Below are 16,221 nucleotides of genomic sequence, written 5' to 3'. Positions count from 1 at the left end.
CCGTGTCCGGTTCGCCCGTATGAGCGCGTAGAGTCTCCGGTCGTGAGTGAGACGGCCGGGCGAGCACCCGAGGAAACCCCGCCGTGCGTCGTCGTGCGCGACCTGGTCAGGACCTACCGCAGCGGGCGCGGCGCGGCCGCCACCGAGATCCGGGCCAACGACGGGATCAGCCTCACCGTCCGGCAGGGCGAGATCTTCGGGCTGCTCGGACCCAACGGCGCCGGCAAGTCCACGCTGGTCCGCCAGATCACCGGCCTGCTGCGCCCCGACTCCGGAACGGTCGAACTCCTCGGCCACGACGTCGTGCGGCACCCCGAGCGGGCCGCCCGGCTGCTCGGCTACCTCGGGCAGGAATCCACCGCGCTGGACGAGCTGACGGTCGCGCTCGCCGCCGAGACGACCGGACGGCTGCGCGGGCTCGACCGGGCCCGGGCACGGACCGAGGCCGGGAACGTCCTGGACGAGCTCGGGCTGACCGCCATCGCCGCCCGGCCGCTCGCCAAGCTGTCCGGCGGGCAGCGGCGGCTCGCCTGCTTCGCGGCCACCCTGGTCGGGGACCGGCCGCTGCTCGTCCTCGACGAGCCGACCACCGGCATGGACCCCGTCGCCCGGCGGGCCGTGTGGAGCGCCGTCGACCGGCGCCGCGCCGAGCACGGGACGACCGTGCTGCTGGTCACCCACAACGTGATCGAGGCGGAGACGGTGCTCGACCGGGTCGCCGTGGTGGACGACGGCCGGGTCATCGCCTGCGACACGCCCGGCGGACTCAAGGCGCTCGTGGACGGCGACGTCCGGCTCGACCTGGTCTGGCGCGACGAGGCGCCGGTCGGCGTGCCCGCCGTCGCCGCGCTGCGCGAGCGGGCCGAGTGCACCGGCCGCCGCTGGACCGTCCGCACCACCCCCGAGCAGGCCCGCGAACTGGTCGCCGCCGTCACCACCGGCCCGGCCTTCGCCGCGCTCGACGACTTCACCCTCGCCACCCCGAGCCTTGAGGACGCCTACCTCAAGCTGGGCGGCCGCCACGGAGGACTGGCCAAGTGACCCTGCTCTCGGCGCCGCCGCGGACCGGCCGGACCTCGGCCGGGCCCGCCCCGCTCGCCCCCGCGGCCCGGCTGCTGCCGGCCCTCGCCGCCGTGTACCGGGCGCAGCTCGCCCGGGCGCGGGTCGCGCGGATCCCGCTGCTGTTCGTCGCCACCTTCCAGTCCCTCGGCATCCTGGTGATGATGCGGGGCGTCGTGGAGGCCGGGCAGTCCTCGGCGGCGCGGTCGGTGGTCGCCGGGTCGAGCGTGCTGGTGGTGGCGTTCGTCGCGCTGAACCTGCTCGCCCAGTACTTCGGGAAGCTGCGGGCCACCGGCGGCCTGGACCACTACGCGACGCTGCCGGTGCCGGCGGCGTCGGTGGTGCTCGGGGCGGCCGCCGCGTACGCCTCGTTCACGCTGCCGGGGACGGTGGTCACGGCGGCCGTCGGGGCCGTCATGTTCGGGCTGCCGCTCGGGCAGCTGTGGGTGCTGCTGGCGGTCGTGCCGCTCGCCGGGGCCGCGCTGTCCGGGCTGGGGGCCGCCTGCGGGCTGCTGGCGCCCCGGCAGGAGCTCGCGACCATGCTCGGGCAGCTCGGGATGTCCGCCGCGCTGCTGCTCGGCGTGCTGCCGGTCGACCACCTGCCGCAGCCGGTGCTGTGGCTGCGGGACCTGCTGCCGTCCACGTACGGGGTGGAGGCCTTCGCGCGGACCTTCACGCCGGACCCGGACTGGGCGATGGTGCTCGCGGACCTGGGCGTGTGCGCCGGGGTGGGCGTGGTGTCGCTGGCCGTGGCCACCTGGGCGTACCGGCGGGCCGTCTCCCGGTGAGGGCCGAACGGGTGGTTGGGCCCTTCCGGGGGCTGTCGTGAAACGATGGGGCCTGTGACCGTACCGAACACACCTCCGGATCCCGCCCACACCGATGTGCAGGCGGCGCCGGAAGACGCCGTGCCCGTCGCCGCGCCCGACACCGCGCCCGACCCGTACGCGCCTCCGCAGGGGGTCGCGTCCGACGCGTCCGGCGCCCAGGGGACCTCGCTGGCGCAGCGGCTGCTGCCGGAGGTGCGGATCGGGGCCGGGATCGTCGTCGCCTGCCTGGTGGCCGGGCTGGTGATGGCCGCGCTGTGGGTGTGGCTGGCGCCGAAGGTGCCGCTGGTCGTGGACGGCGACCGGATCCTCTACGCGGACCCCGAGGGCGAGCAGCGGGCCGGGGCCGACGCGGTGTTCGCGATCATCGGCCTGGGCGCCGGGATCCTGACCGCGCTCGGCGCGTTCCTGGTCACCCGGCGGCGCGGGGGCGGCATCGCGGTCGCGCTCGGGCTGGCCGTCGGCGGACTGCTCGGGTCGGTGGGGGCCTGGCGGATCGGGCGGTGGCTCGGGCCGAGCAAGGACCTGATCGCGGAGGCCCGGCGGGTCGGCAACGGCGGACACTTCGACGCGAACATCGACCTCGGGGCGCTGGGCGCGCTGCTGGTGTGGCCGATGGCGGCGATGGTGCTGCTGCTCGCGCTCTCGGCGGCGGTCGGGAAGCGGGAGGAGGACCCGCCGCCGTACTGGGCGCCCACGGCGCAGGCCCCGATGGAGCCGCAGGGTCCGGTGGGACCGCAGAGCCCGCAGAGCCCGCAGGGGCCGCAGGACCGGGTCTGAGGCTCGGCGCAGGGCGGAGGGTCGGTGGTCCGGTACGGGCCCCGGGCTTCCGCCCTGCGGCGTTTCCGGGGGCGCGGGCGCCCGGTTCGTCCAGTGCCCTCTCGGGGAGTGGGCTGTCAGCGGGCGATGGGGGCGGTCCGGGCCCCGGTGAGGGCGATGAGGTCGGTGGGGGCGAGCTCCACCTCCAGGCCCCGGCGGCCCGCCGAGACGTAGACGGTCGCGTGGGCGAGGGCGCTGGCGTCGATGACGGTGCGCAGCGGGCGGCGCTGGCCCAGGGGGGAGATGCCGCCGCGGACGTACCCGCTGCTGCGTTCGGCGGCGGCGGGGTCGGCCATCGCGGCGCGTTTGCCGCCGACCGCCGAGGCCAGCGCCTTGAGGTCGAGCTGCCCGGCGACGGGGACCACGCCGACGGTGAGGGTGCCGTCCACGTCGGCCACCAGGGTCTTGAAGACGCGCTCGGCGGCCACACCGAGGACCTCGGCCGCCTCGCCGCCGTAGGACGCGGCGGCCGGGTCGTGGTCGTAGGCGTGCACGGTGAACGGGACGGCGGCGGCTTCCAGGGCGACGGTCGCGGGCGTGCCCTGGCCGCCCTTCTTGGTCTTCTTGGCCATGCGGGGTCCGGAGGCTCCTGGGTCAGTTGGGGCTGAAGGACTGGCGGGTGAGGTCGACGGCGGGCAGCGAGGGCAGCCAGGTGAGGACGGCGGTCTCGCGGCGCAGCAGGTCGAGTTCGGTGCGCAGGCGCTGGGCGGTGTCCGGGCAGGCGAGCAGCTGCTGCTTGACCGGGGTCTCGAACACCGAGGCGGCGGCGACCAGGTAGGAGAGCACCTGCGGGTCGTCGGGAAGGTCCTGACGGCCGACGGTGCTGGCCTCGCGGGCGCCGGCGAGGCGCTTCTGGTACACCCGGAACGCCCGCTCGACCTCGGCGGCCAGGGCGCCGGAGCCCTCGCCGGGGTGCTCCTCGATCGGCTCGATCTCGCCGGTCAGGTACGGACCGGAGGCGTCCACCGAGTGGAGCCGGAACCGGGTGGTGCCGGTGACCAGGAGCTCGTAGCGGCCGTCCGGCTGGTGCTGGGCGGAGGCGACGTCGGCGACGCAGCCGACCGGGAAGATCGCCTCCAGCGGGTCCCCGGTGACGGTGCCGAGGCCGTCGAGCGGCCCGGCCGGGCCCTCCTCGGCCCGGACCGGGGCGACCTCGCGGCCGTCCTTGATCGCGAGGATGCCGAAGCGCCGCGGCGTGTCCTCGGGCTGTTCGAGCAGGTCGGCGACGAGACGGCGGTAGCGCTCCTCGAAGACGTTCAGGGGCAGCACCAGGCCCGGGTAGAGCACGGTGTTCAGCGGGAAGAGCGGAAGCCGTTCTGTCACGGCGGACAGCGTAGTTCCCCCGACCCGCCGTTCGTCGCTCGCCCGCGACGATCGGTGCCATCGGCGCCGTCGGCGCCGGCCGAACCGCCCGGGGCGCCGGGCCCGTCCGCGCTGCCCGGGCCGTCCGGGCTACCCGCGCTGCAGCATCCGGGTGGCGCCCGCGACGACGGTGGAGGCGAGCAGCCAGCCGATGATCACCAGCGCGGCGGAGATCCACTGGGACAGGCCGCCCGGGTTCCAGCCGCCCTGGTTGAGGTCCACGATCGGCAGCAGCTGGTTGAGCGTGTAGAGCACCGGGCTCCAGTGCGGGCGCTCGTCGGCCTTGAGCGGGTCCAGCGGGTGGGTGGAGAACCAGAGGCTGCCGACGATCCAGGCCAGCAGCAGCCACAGGCCCGCCCGTCCCGGGCGGTAGCCGTAGCCGACGGTGAGGTCCTGGACGGCGCCCCAGGTCCGGGCGGGCAGCGGCAGGGTCCGGCGGCGGCGGCGCTGCTTGGCGTACAGCACCTCGCGGGCGTCGTCGTCGGCGCCGTCGCGGCGCAGCGCGGCGGCCAGCTGCTCGTAGGACTCCGGCTGGAACTCGACGGAGGAGCCCTCCAGCCACGCGATCCGCTCGTGGACCGGGAAGGCCGTGCTCGGGCGCAGGTTCTCGTAGACGAAGCCGGTGAGGCCCAGGTGCTTGCCGAGCGGCCAGGCCTGCGGGGTGTCGACCAGGTTGCCGACCCGGGCGCGGGAGAGCGAGACGGTGCCGGTCGGGCGGAACCTGCAGGTGAAGCGCAGCTCGGGGGTGTGGATGCGGCGCAGCGAGAGCTCGTCGTCGTCCTCCAGGTGGAACTCGCCGGATATCAGGCAGGCGCCGTCGAAGCGGCTGTCGGAGAGCCGGACCCGCCCGAAGGCGCGGAAGGGGGTGACGGGGCCGTCGGGCGGAGGGGTCTCGCCGTAGCCGGAGCCGTAGTAGCCGCGGGAGCCGACCCAGCCGAGGTCCGCCGAGCCGGTCAGGTAGAGGGTGTGGCCGACGGTGACCCGGACGGCGTTGAGACAGGTGTGGTTGAGCCGCCGGTCGGCGCGCAGCTGGGCGCCGCGGAGCGACAGCCGGCCGCCTATGCGGGCCGTGCGGATGCTCAACTCGCCCGTGGCCTCCATCCGTTCGGCCTCGAAGTCCTGGTTGACGGTGATCCCGTCGGCGGAGACGGCGCGGCCGTAGCGGTCGCCGCCGATGACGGCCTGGTTGAGCAGCAGGTCGGTGCCGATCCGGGCGTCGGTGAGCCGGATGCCGTCGGGGAAGCGGCAGCGGGCGAGGTGGAGGTCGCCGGTGGTGGAGAGCCGGGAGGCCTCCAGGCGGGGGACCAGGCAGTTCACGAAGCGCAGCGTGGAGGCCGCCGCCTCGGAGATGAGGATCTTGTGCTCGAAGCGGCAGTTGTGGAGCTCGACGTAGGCGCCGATGGCGGCGCCGGCCAGGTTGAGCGCGCCGGTGACCAGGACGCCGCTGAGGCGCAGCGAGGCGACGTGCCCGGGGGCGGGCTCCGGGCCGGCCAGCAGCAGGTGGGCGAGCACCTCGGCGCGGACGGTGCGCCGGGCGCCCCAGACGGCGTCGCCGAAGGGGTCGTCGGTGTCGGCTTCGCCACTGCGGAGGTCCAGGATCTCGCCCTGGTGGTAGGCCTCCCACACCTCGCGTTCGGTGTCGGTCCAGCCCTCTGGAGCGCGATCCGCCATGGTTTCCCCCGTCCCCCGGTCGTCTCGCCTTTCGTATCACGGACTGAAATGAGGGACCAGCGATTCCGGTCACTCCTTACACTGGGTGGCGTGATCTCTCGAATCGACCTCCGCGGCTCGCTCGACGACCCGCGTGACCTGCTGCCCCGTGCCGAGTTCGACGTGGCGGCCGCACTGGAGAAGGTGCGGCCGATCGCCGAGGACGTACGCCATCGCGGGGTCGCGGCGCTGATCGAGATCACCGAGCGCTTCGACGGCGTGCGGCTGGAGTCGACCCGTGTCCCGGCCGAGCAGCTGACCGAGGCCCTGGAGACGCTGGACCCGAAGGTGCGCGCCGCGCTGGAGGAGTCCATCCGCCGGGCCCGCGCCGTGCACGCGGACCAGCGCCGCACCGGGCACACCACCCGGGTGGTGCCGGGCGGCACGGTCACCCAGCGCTGGGTGCCGGTCGAGCGGGTCGGGCTGTACGTGCCGGGCGGTCTGGCGGTCTACCCGTCCTCCGTGGTGATGAACGTGGTGCCGGCCCAGGAGGCGGGCGTCCGCGGCATCGCGGTCACCTCCCCGCCGCAGAAGGAGTTCGCGGGGCGGGTCCACCCCACCATCCTGGCGGCCTGCGCGCTGCTCGGCGTCGACGAGGTCTACTCCGTCGGCGGCGCCCAGGCGGTCGCGATGTTCGCGCTGGGCACCGAGGAGTGCGCCCCCGTGAACATGGTCACCGGCCCGGGCAACATCTACGTGGCCGCCGCCAAGCGCTACTTCGCCGGTCGGATCGGCATCGACTCCGAGGCCGGCCCGACCGAGATCGCCGTCCTCGCCGACGACAGCGCGCTGCCGTCCGACGTCGCCGCCGACCTCATCAGCCAGGCCGAGCACGGTCCGACCTCCGGCTCGGTGCTGGTCACCGACTCCCCGGAGCTGGCCGACGCGGTCGAGGCCGAGCTGGCCGTGCAGGTCGCCAGGACCAAGCACAGCGAGCGGGTCGCCGAGGCGCTGGGCGGCAAGCAGTCCGGCATCATCCTGGTCGACGACCTGACCCAGGGCCTCGCCGTGGTCAACGCGTACGCGGCCGAGCACCTGGAGATCCAGACCCGCGACCCGCACGCGGTGGCCGAGCGCGTCGTCAACGCGGGCGCGATCTTCATCGGCCGCTGGACCCCGGTCTCGCTGGGCGACTACGCGGCCGGCTCCAACCACGTGCTGCCGACCGGCGGCTGCGCCTGCCACTCCTCCGGACTGTCGGTGCAGACCTTCCTGCGCGGCGTCCAGGTCGTCGAGTACGACCGGGACGCGCTGGCGGACGTCGCCGCGCACGTGGTCAACCTGGCAGAGGCGGAGGACCTCCCCGGCCACGGGGACGCCATCAAGGCCCGCTTCGACTGGACGGTACCCGGCTCGTGACGGACATCGACGACCTCCCCATCCGGGACGAACTGCGCGGCCAGTCCCCGTACGGCGCGCCGCAGTTGGACGTCCCCGTCCAGCTGAACACCAACGAGAACCCGTACCCGCTGCCCGAGGAGCTGGTGGCCCGGATCGCCGAGCGCGTCGCCGACGCCGCCCGCGGGCTGAACCGCTACCCCGACCGGGACGCGGTCGAGCTGCGCGAGGGCCTGGCGGCGTACCTCGGCAGGACCACCGGCTTCGCCGTGACCCGCGAACAGGTGTGGGCCGCCAACGGCTCCAACGAGGTGCTCCAGCAGCTGCTGCAGACCTTCGGCGGCCCCGGGCGCAGCGCGCTCGGCTTCGAGCCCTCGTACTCGATGCACGCGCTGATCTCCCGGGGCACCGGCACCGCCTGGATCTCCGGCCCGCGCAACGACGACTTCACCATCGACGTGGACGCCGCCCTCGCGGCCATCGCCGAGCACCGGCCGAACGTCGTCTTCGTCTGCTCGCCGAACAACCCGACCGGCACCGCCGTCGAGGCCGACACCGTGCTGCGGCTGTACGAGGCCGCCCAGGCCGCCCGGCCCAGCCTGGTCGTCGTCGACGAGGCCTACGTCGAGTTCTCGCACCGGGACTCGCTGCTGCCGCTGATCGAGGGCCGCCCCAACCTGGTGGTCAGCCGCACCATGTCCAAGGCCTTCGGCGCGGCCGGGCTGCGCCTGGGGTACCTGGCCGCCGACCGGGCGGTGGTGGACGCCGTCCAGCTGGTCCGCCTGCCCTACCACCTGTCCGCCGTCACCCAGGCCACCGCGCTGGCCTGCCTGGAGCACACCGACACCCTGCTCGGGTACGTCGGCCGGCTCAAGGAGGAGCGCGACCGGCTGGTCGACGCACTGCGCGGGATGGGCCTCGACGTGACCGACTCGGACGCCAACTTCGTCCAGTTCGGCCGCTTCGCCGACACCCACGCCGTCTGGCAGGCCATCCTCGACCAGGGCGTCCTGGTCCGCGACAACGGCGTGCCCGGGTGGCTGCGCGTCACCGCCGGCACGCCCGCCGAGAACGACGCCTTCCTGGACGCCGTCCGCACCGCCCTCCCGTCTCCCACCCCCACCCTTGATCGAGCGCGCTCCGCGCGCGCTGCCAGTCAGGAGCTGTAACCCCGAATGTCCCGCATCGGACGCGTCGAGCGCACCACCAAGGAGACCTCCGTCCTGGTCGAGATAGACCTGGACGGCACGGGTCGGACCGACATCTCCACGGGCGTCGGCTTCTACGACCACATGCTCGACCAGCTCGGTCGGCACGGTCTGTTCGACCTCACCGTCAAGACCGACGGCGACCTGCACATCGACACCCACCACACCATCGAGGACACCGCCCTCGCGCTCGGCGCCGCCTTCAAGCAGGCGCTCGGCGACAAGGTCGGCATCTACCGCTTCGGCAACTGCACGGTGCCGCTGGACGAGTCCCTCGCCCAGGTCACCGTGGACCTCTCCGGCCGGCCCTACCTGGTGCACACCGAGCCCGAGAACATGGCGCCGATGATCGGCAGCTACGACACCACGATGACCCGGCACATCCTGGAGTCCTTCGTGGCCCAGGCGCAGATCGCGCTGCACGTCCACGTGCCGTACGGGCGCAACGCCCACCACATCGTGGAGTGCCAGTTCAAGGCGCTGGCCCGTGCGCTGCGCTACGCCTCCGAGCGCGACCCGCGCGCGGCCGGCATCCTCCCGTCGACCAAGGGTGCGCTGTGAACAACATCGCGATGATCCTCATCTTCGTCGGCCTCTTCCTGGCCGGCGGGGTGATCTCCTTCTGGAAGCAGAAGCAGTCGAAGAGCGTCATCCTGGTGCTGGCGTTCGGTGCCGTGATGTGCCTGGCCTCCGGCCTCATGCGCCTGTAAGACCCGCCGTAGAGAGACTGGACACCTGAACATGGGCAAGAACGTCGTCGTCCTCGACTACGGCTCCGGCAACCTCCGCTCCGCGCAGCGCGCCCTGGAGCGGACCGGGGCGAACGTCACGGTCAGCTCCGACTACGACACCGCGATGGCCGCGGACGGCCTGCTCGTCCCCGGCGTGGGCGCCTTCGAGGCCTGCATGCGCGGGCTGAAGTCGGTCCGCGGGGACTGGATCATCGGCCGCCGCCTGGCCGGCGGCCGCCCGGTCATGGGCATCTGCGTCGGCATGCAGATCCTCTTCGAGAAGGGGGTCGAGCACGGCGTGGAGACGGCCGGTTGCGACGAGTGGCCGGGCACCGTCGAGCCGCTGGAGGCCCCGGTCGTCCCGCACATGGGCTGGAACACCGTGGACGTGCCCGAGGGCAGCCGGATGTTCGCCGGCCTCGACCCGGAGACCCGCTTCTACTTCGTGCACTCCTACGGCGTGCGGCACTGGGACCTGGAGATCCACAGCGCGCGGATCAACCCGCCGCTGGTCACCTGGGCCACGCACGGGCAGCCGTTCGTCGCGGCCGTCGAGAACGGTCCGCTGTGGGCCACCCAGTTCCACCCCGAGAAGTCCGGCGACGCCGGCGCCGCCCTGCTGACCAACTGGGTCAACACCCTCTGACTGTCTGAGAGTTGCTACTGATGAGCCGCCTCGAACTGCTTCCCGCCGTCGACGTCCGCGACGGCCGGGCCGTCCGTCTGGTCAAGGGCGCCTCCGGCACCGAGACCTCCTTCGGCGAGCCGCTGGCCGCCGCCCTCGCCTGGCAGAACGCCGGCGCCGAGTGGCTGCACCTGGTCGACCTCGACGCCGCGTTCGGCACCGGTTCCAACTACGAGCTGCTGCGCGACGTCACCGGCCGGCTGGACATCAAGGTCGAGCTGTCCGGCGGCATCCGCGACGACGAGTCGCTCGCCCGCGCCCTCGCCACCGGCTGCACCCGGGTCAACCTCGGCACCGCCGCCCTGGAGGCCCCCGAGTGGGTCGCCAAGGCCATCGCCGAGCACGGCGACAAGATCGCCGTCGGCCTGGACGTGGTCGGCACCACCCTGCGCGGCCGCGGCTGGACCCGCGACGGCGGCCAGCTCTTCGACGTGCTGACGCGCCTCGACCAGGAGGGCTGCGCCCGCTACGTCGTCACCGACGTCAACCGCGACGGCACCCTGACCGGCCCCAACCTGCAGCTGCTGCGCGACGTCTGCGCCGCCACCGACCGCCCGGTCGTCGCCTCCGGCGGCGTCTCCTCGCTGGACGACCTGCGCGCCATCGCCACCCTGGTCGGCGAGGGTGTCGAGGGCGCCATCGTGGGCAAGGCACTCTACGAGCAGAAGTTCACCCTCGAAGAGGCCCTGGAGGCGGTTTCAGGATGACGGACGGTCGGATCGTACGCGGGCGGGTCGGCGGATTCTCTCCCTGGGAGGACGAGTTCGGCTACTCCCGAGCCATCGCCGCCGGCGACCACGTGCACGTGGCCGGCTCCACCGCCTGGGTGGACGGCCGGATCGAGCACGAGGGCGACCCGTACCGGCAGACCCTCGCCGCGTTCGGCGTCGGGCTCAAGGCCCTGGCCGCGTACGGTCTGACCGCGGACGACGTGGTCCGCACCCGGATGTACATCACCCACGTCCGCGACGCCGAGGAAGTGGGCCGCGCCCACCGCGAACTCTTCGACGCCGCACGCCCGGTGGCCACCATGGTGGTGGTCGAGGGACTGATCGACTCCCGGATGATGGTCGAGATCGAGCTCGACGCGTACCGCTCCGGGCTGGCAAAGACCCTGGAAGGCAAACAGCCGTGACCCTCGCCGTACGAGTCATCCCCTGCCTGGACGTGGACGCCGGGCGGGTGGTCAAGGGCGTCAACTTCCAGAACCTGCGCGACGCCGGCGACCCGGTCGAGATGGCCAAGCTCTACGACGCCGAGGGCGCCGACGAACTGACCTTCCTCGACATCACCGCCTCCTCCGGCGACCGCGAGACCACCTACGACGTGGTCCGTCGCACCGCCGAGCAGGTCTTCATCCCGCTCACCGTCGGCGGCGGCATCCGCGCCGTCGAGGACGTGGACAAGCTGCTGCGGGCCGGCGCCGACAAGGTCGGCGTCAACACCGCCGCGATCGAGCGCCCGGAGCTGGTCCGGGAGATCGCCCGGCGGTTCGGCCGGCAGGTGCTGGTGCTCTCGGTCGACGCCCGGCGCTGCCCGCCCGGTACGGAGACCGCGTCGGGCTTCGAGGTGACCACCCACGGCGGGCGCCGGGGCACCGGCCTGGACGCCGTCGAATGGGCCGGCCGCGCGGCCGAGTTGGGCGCCGGGGAGATCCTGCTCAACTCGATGGACGCGGACGGCACCAAGGACGGCTACGACCTGGAGATGATCCGGTCCGTGCGCAAGGCCGTCTCGGTGCCGGTGATCGCCTCCGGCGGCGCCGGCAAGCTCGCCGACTTCGCGCCCGCCGTCGACGCGGGCGCGGACGCGGTGCTGGCCGCCAGCGTCTTCCACTTCGGGGACCTGCGGATCGGCGAGGTCAAGGGCGCGCTGCGGGAGGCCGGACACCCGGTGCGGTGACCCGTGCGCAACCCCGGGCCCGCGGTTCTCGGAACCGCGGGCCCCGCCCGTGTGCTCAGGACTCCTGCGGCTCGCCCTTGATCAGGGCGAACGGGGCGCCGTTCGGGTCCGCCAGCCAGGCCAGCCGGCCGACGTTCTCCACGTCCGAGGCCGGCATCAGCACCGTGCCGCCCGCCGCCGTCACCCTGGCGATCACCGCGTCCACGTCGGCCGCCGCGAAGTACGGCGTCCACGCGGAGGGCTGCTCCGGGGTCATCGTCGGGGCGATGCCGCCGAAGCTGGTGGCCTGCTGGTCGCCCTCGGCAGTCGAGATCACCCGGTAGGTCATCCCCGGCGACGGCTCGAAGTTCTCCACCCGCCACCCGAACAGCCGCTGGTAGAAGCCGAAGGCCCCGTCCTGGTCCGAGGTGTGCAGCTCGGACCAGACCAGGGTGTCGTCCTCGGACACGACGTCCAGCCCCTTGGTGTTCCCCGCCTGCCAGAGCGCGAACTCGGCGCCGTGCGGATCGGTGAGCGCGGCGAACCGGCCCTCCTGCATGACGTCCGTCGGTGGCACCCGGACGGTGGCGCCGGCCTGCTCGGCGGCCTTCACGGTGGCGTCCACGTCCTCGGTGCGGAAGTACGTCGTCCAGGCCGACCGGGCGCCCTCGTCCAGGTTGCCGAGGGCGGCGACGGTCTTGCCGCCCCGCTGGAGGAAACCGTAGCCACCGGTCTCGGGCACCTCGTGGAAGGCCCAGCCGAAGACCGAGCCGTAGAACGAGGCGGTGGCCCGGATGTTCGGGCTGCCCAGGTCGATCCAGCAGGGGGAGCCGGTGGGGAAGTCGGTGGTGAGCATGGAGTGGTGCCCCTTCGACGGAGAGTGACCGGGGCGGTTCCGTCGGGCGCGCACACGCCCCCTCCCGGCCACCTGCGAGTCTGCACCCGGGCACTGACATCCGCACCCGGGCACGCGCGTTCCCGGGCGGTCGGCGGTCGGCGGTCGGCGGTCGGCGGTCGGCGGTCGGCGGACCCGCCTACAGCCAGCCGCGCTGCGCCGCCTTGAGGCCGGCCTCGAAGCGGCTGGCGGCATCGAGCCGCTCCATGAGGGCGGACATCTGGCGGCGCACGGTGCGCACCGAGACGCCGAGCCGCTTGCCGGCGGCCTCGTCGGTCAGGCCCGTCCCGAGCAGCCGGAGCAGGTCGCGTTCGGCCGCGGTGAGGCCGGTGTCGTGGTGGGTGGGCTGGTCGGCACCGAGCGGCACCGCGGTGGACCAGGCCTGTTCGAACAGGGCGACGAGCGAGGCGACCAGCCCGGGCTCGCTGGTGCAGAGCGCCCCGAGCCTGGTCTGCGTCGGGTCGATCGGGACGACGGCGGTGTGCCGGTCGAAGACCAGCAGCCGGGGCGGCAGCAGGGGAGCCGTCCGCACCTGGCCGCCGAGCCCGGTGAGCCACTGGGCGTACGCGTGGGTGGCCTGGTCGTTGCGGACGCTGTCCTGGTAGAGCGTCCGCATGGCGACGCCGCGCTCCAGCGCGTCCTGGTCGAGCGGACGGGCGGCGTCCATGCTGGCCTGCGACTGCGCGCCGCCCGAGATCGCGGCGAGGAACTCCTCCCGGAGGTCGCGCGCCAGCATTTCGAGCTTGGCCTGGATCGCGTCCATCCCGACCAGGCGCTCGGTGGCGTCCGAGGTGGTGTTGGGCACCAGGTCCGCGTAGGCGGCCACGGCCCGGGCCACGGCGGCCTTGCTGGCGGCCAGCTCCTGCTGGCGGCGGGCGAGGTCGTCCTCCTGGCGGCGGATGACGGCCTCCAGGCCGATCGCCGGGCTGACCGGGCGGAGCGCACCCGAGACCTCCTGGGAGGGGCGCAGCAGCGTCAGGTCCGCGAGCTGGTCGAGGGCCTCTCTGACGGCGGTCTCGGAGAGGCCGAGCCGGCCGCACAGGGCGGTGACCCCACACCCGGGCTCGACCAGCAGGGCCGCGTAGACGGCCTCCGCCGTAGGGTCCAGTCCCAGCACTTCGAGCACGATTCCCCCCGGACTCGGCGATGCGCGCGGCCAGCTCATGTCAAGGCCGTCGGCAAGATTCTCACAGTTCGCAAATGTGTGTGCAAGGAGATCTGACGATGCGTCGGTGATGTGACCGGGGCGACAGGGGCGGTCGGTGCGGCCGGGATGGCAGGTGCGGCAGGGGCGGTCGGGGTGGCGACATGCTGCCTGGCCTGATGATGCCTCGGGGAAGGCCTTCCGGAGCACCGCCCGGGGCTTGCAGGATGTGAAGCACCGAACGGGGGGCGCCGAGCCCCCGGGCCGGTGGGACGGCGGGAACCAGCCGCCGTCCGACGCACCGACCGATCAACGACCAGGGGGTTGTTCTCCATGCGGATCACCGCTCGCGTTCCCGGTGTCCTCGCGGCTGCGGCTGTGGTGGCCACGCTCGCTCTGCCGACCGCCACCGCCTTCGCCGCCGCCGCACCGGCCACCGTGACGGGCGTGTCCGCGGCGAGCGACCCCGGCACGGACGACCCCGGCCAGCCCGCCCACAAGGGGGACGGCAAGGGCGGTCTGGGCGACCCGGGCAGCATCAGCTGGGACAACAAGAAGTGACCGCCGCTGTCGGCGCCGGCCGCTCGAACCGAGCCAGATGCACATTGTCCGCCTCACCCTGACGAGCCCCGACCGGCGTCCGCCGACCGCTGCCGACGCCCATGTCCTGAAGGACGTGCTCTGGGCCCACGCCGATCCCTTCGGCGGCCTGGAGCACGTCCAGTCGAGAGCCCGTCAGGACTCCATCGACCTCGTCGTCTTCACCAGCGGCGGGAGTGGCGACAACGCCCCCGCCCATTCGCTGGCCATCTGTTCCGCCGCCATCGCGCGGTCTCCGGCCTTCCAAGCCTGGCACGTCTCCGTCGCCGGCTGACGGCCGTCCGCTTCCTGCCGGGTTTCCTCCGGCTCTCCCCTTTCCGGTGATCCGGGCGCCATCGCGCCGCGCCGGTCCTTTCGATGCCATTTTCAGGAGTGCGCATGTCCCGCAAGGCCTATCTCCGCACGTCCGCCGCCGCCCTCGGGCTGGCCGGCTCGCTGTCGCTCGGCCTGGTCGTCCAGGGCGGTACGGCGTTCGCCGCCGAACCCGCCCCCGCCCCCGCCACTGCGGTCGCAGGCGGCGAGTACGGTGGCGCCGGCCAGCCGGTCGGGGTCGCCCAGGCGCCCGCCGCTGACGGCTCGTCGGCCGCCGCGTCCGTGCTGGCCCCGACGGTCACCCGCACCGAGGCGGTCCGGCGGGCCAAGACCTGGGTCGGCATCGGTCTCGACTACAGCTGGACCGGCTCGCACAACGGGTACCGCACCGACTGCTCGGGCTACGTCTCGATGGCCTGGAAGCTCGACGACTCGCTGACCACCGACACCTTCGGCCCGCGGGGCGTCACCGAACACATCGCCAAGGGCGACCTCAAGGCCGGCGACGCACTGCTCAACGACGACAGCGGGGCCCACGGCCACGTGGTGCTGTTCGAGAAGTGGACCGACTCCAGCCACTACATGGGCTACGAGTTCACCGGCAGCGGCGTCCACTACCGCGAGATCCCCTACCCGTACTTCTCCGGCTACGGCACCTTCGTGCCGGTCCGCAACAAGTCCATCCGCGATGACGGCCCGACCGACCCCGGGATGACGAATCTGACGGCGGGTGACTTCAACGGGAACGGCAAGAAGGACCTGGTGGCGGTGGAGGTGTCGACGGGGAAGCTGTGGTCGTACCCGGGGACGGGGACGGGGACGTTGGGGAGCCGGGTGCTGATCGGCAACGGTGGCTGGAACGGGATGAGCAACCTGGCCGTGGGTGATCTGAACCGGGACGGCAAGGACGACATCGTGGCGACGGAGAAGTCGACGGGGAAGCTCTGGCTGTACCCGGGGACGGGCAGTGGTGTGGGGGACCGGGTGGAGATCGGTTCCGGTGGCTGGAACGGGATGAACAACACCGCGGTGGGTGACTTCAACGGTGACGGCAAGGACGATGTCGTGGCGAGTGAGAACGCGACGGGGAAGTTGTGGCTGTACCCGGGGACGGGCAGTGGTCTGGGGAGCCGGGTGGAGATCGGTTCCGGTGGCTGGAACGGGATGAACAAGATCGTCAGCCCGGGTGACATGAACAAGGACGGCAAGGACGACGTCGTCGCGACCGAGGTGTCGACGGGGAAGCTGTGGCTGTACCCGGGCACGGGCCACGGCCTCGGTGACCGGGTGGAGATCGGCACCGGTGGCTGGAACGGCATCTCCGACTACGCGGGTGCGGACTTCACCGGTGACGGCATCGGCGACCTCGCGGCGGTCGACTCGGACCCGGGGCAGACCGGGAAGCTCTACCTCTACAAGGGCACCGGGAGCGGTCTGAGCTCCCGCACCGAGATCGGCTCCGGCGGCTGGTAGACCCCGCACCGGCTCAGCCTCGCGCCCCCGGCTGAGCCCCCCGGCTGACCCCTGGGTCGGCCGCTGAAACCGGGGGCGGGCCCGCGACCACCGCGCGGGCCTGCCCCGGCCCTTCCCGCTCACCTTCCCACTCACCTTCCCCGACCTGCCGTGCGCGCCGCCCTGCCCGGATCCGTC

At 73.3% G+C, this 16,221-nt stretch carries 19 protein-coding genes; 14 read left to right on the top strand and 5 right to left on the bottom strand.

From position 1 onward, the window contains the following. The first annotated feature begins 42 nt into the window (after window positions 1-42). From ACIGG8_RS12700 to ACIGG8_RS12690, 3 genes are read left to right on the top strand one after another with little or no spacing between them, the layout of a single operon-like run. Window positions 43-1,041 carry an ABC transporter ATP-binding protein gene (locus ACIGG8_RS12700; protein ID WP_396547570.1) on the top strand — a complete coding sequence of 333 codons (999 nt, stop codon included), beginning with the start codon at window positions 43-45 and terminating at the stop codon, window positions 1,039-1,041. Continuing rightward, entirely contained in the window at window positions 1,038-1,847 is an 810-nt protein-coding gene (locus ACIGG8_RS12695) for an ABC transporter permease (RefSeq protein WP_396547568.1), read from the top strand. Before ACIGG8_RS12700 ends, ACIGG8_RS12695 begins: the two co-directional genes overlap by 4 nt. Before the next feature lie 54 nt (window positions 1,848-1,901). After that, window positions 1,902-2,666 carry a hypothetical protein gene (locus tag ACIGG8_RS12690; protein ID WP_396547567.1) on the top strand — a complete coding sequence of 255 codons (765 nt, stop codon included), beginning with the start codon at window positions 1,902-1,904 and terminating at the stop codon, window positions 2,664-2,666. 116 nt (window positions 2,667-2,782) lie between these two features. Here the strand turns inward: ACIGG8_RS12690 and ybaK are convergent, their stop codons facing one another. The 3 genes from ybaK to ACIGG8_RS12675 all read right to left on the bottom strand — a co-directional run bounded on the left by ybaK (window position 2,783) and on the right by ACIGG8_RS12675 (window position 5,738). Then, the gene (gene ybaK / locus ACIGG8_RS12685) at window positions 2,783-3,277 is read right to left on the bottom strand and encodes a Cys-tRNA(Pro) deacylase (RefSeq protein ID WP_350522468.1); all 495 of its coding nucleotides are present in this window, start codon (window positions 3,275-3,277) and stop codon (window positions 2,783-2,785) included. Window positions 3,278-3,299: 22 nt separating this feature from the next. Then, window positions 3,300-4,028 (bottom strand): LON peptidase substrate-binding domain-containing protein, encoded by a 729-nt coding sequence (locus tag ACIGG8_RS12680; protein WP_350522467.1) that lies wholly within the window; start codon window positions 4,026-4,028, stop codon window positions 3,300-3,302. 129 nt (window positions 4,029-4,157) lie between these two features. Beyond that, window positions 4,158-5,738 (bottom strand): oxidoreductase, encoded by a 1,581-nt coding sequence (locus ACIGG8_RS12675; protein ID WP_396547566.1) that lies wholly within the window; start codon window positions 5,736-5,738, stop codon window positions 4,158-4,160. 90 nt (window positions 5,739-5,828) lie between these two features. Here ACIGG8_RS12675 and hisD point away from each other — a divergent pair, with 90 nt between their 5' ends. The 8 genes from hisD to hisF are packed head-to-tail and all read left to right on the top strand — an operon-like array spanning window position 5,829 to window position 11,641. Continuing rightward, window positions 5,829-7,136, top strand: a complete 1,308-nt coding sequence (hisD, locus tag ACIGG8_RS12670; RefSeq protein WP_396547565.1) for a histidinol dehydrogenase — start codon at window positions 5,829-5,831, stop codon at window positions 7,134-7,136. Then, complete coding sequence (locus ACIGG8_RS12665) at window positions 7,133-8,284, top strand: histidinol-phosphate transaminase (RefSeq protein ID WP_396547563.1); 1,152 nt, start codon at window positions 7,133-7,135, stop codon at window positions 8,282-8,284. The genes hisD and ACIGG8_RS12665 overlap by 4 nt, the downstream gene beginning before the upstream one ends. Before the next feature lie 6 nt (window positions 8,285-8,290). Beyond that, the gene (hisB, locus tag ACIGG8_RS12660) at window positions 8,291-8,884 is read left to right on the top strand and encodes an imidazoleglycerol-phosphate dehydratase HisB (protein WP_218198172.1); all 594 of its coding nucleotides are present in this window, start codon (window positions 8,291-8,293) and stop codon (window positions 8,882-8,884) included. Next, window positions 8,881-9,033, top strand: a complete 153-nt coding sequence (locus ACIGG8_RS12655; protein ID WP_350522463.1) for a hypothetical protein — start codon at window positions 8,881-8,883, stop codon at window positions 9,031-9,033. Before hisB ends, ACIGG8_RS12655 begins: the two co-directional genes overlap by 4 nt. A 31-nt stretch (window positions 9,034-9,064) precedes the next feature. Continuing rightward, window positions 9,065-9,700 (top strand): imidazole glycerol phosphate synthase subunit HisH, encoded by a 636-nt coding sequence (hisH, locus tag ACIGG8_RS12650; RefSeq protein WP_396547562.1) that lies wholly within the window; start codon window positions 9,065-9,067, stop codon window positions 9,698-9,700. 20 nt (window positions 9,701-9,720) lie between these two features. After that, on the top strand, window positions 9,721-10,446 hold the full coding sequence (priA, locus tag ACIGG8_RS12645; protein ID WP_396547561.1) for a bifunctional 1-(5-phosphoribosyl)-5-((5-phosphoribosylamino)methylideneamino)imidazole-4-carboxamide isomerase/phosphoribosylanthranilate isomerase PriA: 726 nt from the start codon (window positions 9,721-9,723) through the stop codon (window positions 10,444-10,446). Beyond that, window positions 10,443-10,874, top strand: a complete 432-nt coding sequence (locus ACIGG8_RS12640) for a RidA family protein (RefSeq protein ID WP_350522460.1) — start codon at window positions 10,443-10,445, stop codon at window positions 10,872-10,874. The genes priA and ACIGG8_RS12640 overlap by 4 nt, the downstream gene beginning before the upstream one ends. After that, entirely contained in the window at window positions 10,871-11,641 is a 771-nt protein-coding gene (gene hisF / locus ACIGG8_RS12635; protein ID WP_350522459.1) for an imidazole glycerol phosphate synthase subunit HisF, read from the top strand. The genes ACIGG8_RS12640 and hisF overlap by 4 nt, the downstream gene beginning before the upstream one ends. A gap of 55 nt (window positions 11,642-11,696) precedes the next feature. On the opposite strand, the gene ACIGG8_RS12630 is transcribed toward hisF, so the two are convergent. Both ACIGG8_RS12630 and ACIGG8_RS12625 read right to left on the bottom strand, forming a co-directional pair. After that, window positions 11,697-12,476, bottom strand: a complete 780-nt coding sequence (locus ACIGG8_RS12630) for a VOC family protein (RefSeq protein ID WP_350522458.1) — start codon at window positions 12,474-12,476, stop codon at window positions 11,697-11,699. 178 nt (window positions 12,477-12,654) lie between these two features. Then, on the bottom strand, window positions 12,655-13,641 hold the full coding sequence (locus ACIGG8_RS12625; RefSeq protein WP_396547558.1) for a LuxR C-terminal-related transcriptional regulator: 987 nt from the start codon (window positions 13,639-13,641) through the stop codon (window positions 12,655-12,657). Window positions 13,642-13,992: 351 nt separating this feature from the next. On the opposite strand from ACIGG8_RS12625, the gene ACIGG8_RS12620 reads away from it, so the two are divergent. From ACIGG8_RS12620 to ACIGG8_RS12610, 3 genes are all read left to right on the top strand, one after another. Then, window positions 13,993-14,220, top strand: coding sequence for a hypothetical protein (locus ACIGG8_RS12620; RefSeq protein ID WP_396547556.1), 228 nt, complete (start codon window positions 13,993-13,995; stop codon window positions 14,218-14,220). Between the two features lie 37 nt (window positions 14,221-14,257). Then, window positions 14,258-14,533, top strand: coding sequence for a hypothetical protein (locus ACIGG8_RS12615; protein ID WP_350522455.1), 276 nt, complete (start codon window positions 14,258-14,260; stop codon window positions 14,531-14,533). 104 nt (window positions 14,534-14,637) lie between these two features. Next, window positions 14,638-16,044 carry an FG-GAP-like repeat-containing protein gene (locus ACIGG8_RS12610; RefSeq protein ID WP_396547554.1) on the top strand — a complete coding sequence of 469 codons (1,407 nt, stop codon included), beginning with the start codon at window positions 14,638-14,640 and terminating at the stop codon, window positions 16,042-16,044. Window positions 16,045-16,221: the final 177 nt, after the last annotated feature.

It is taken from the genome of Kitasatospora sp. NPDC085464, from assembly GCF_044541955.1.
In the GTDB taxonomy this organism is placed as follows: Bacteria; Actinomycetota; Actinomycetes; order Streptomycetales; family Streptomycetaceae; genus Kitasatospora.
This window is presented reverse-complemented; position numbering and strand designations above follow the sequence as displayed.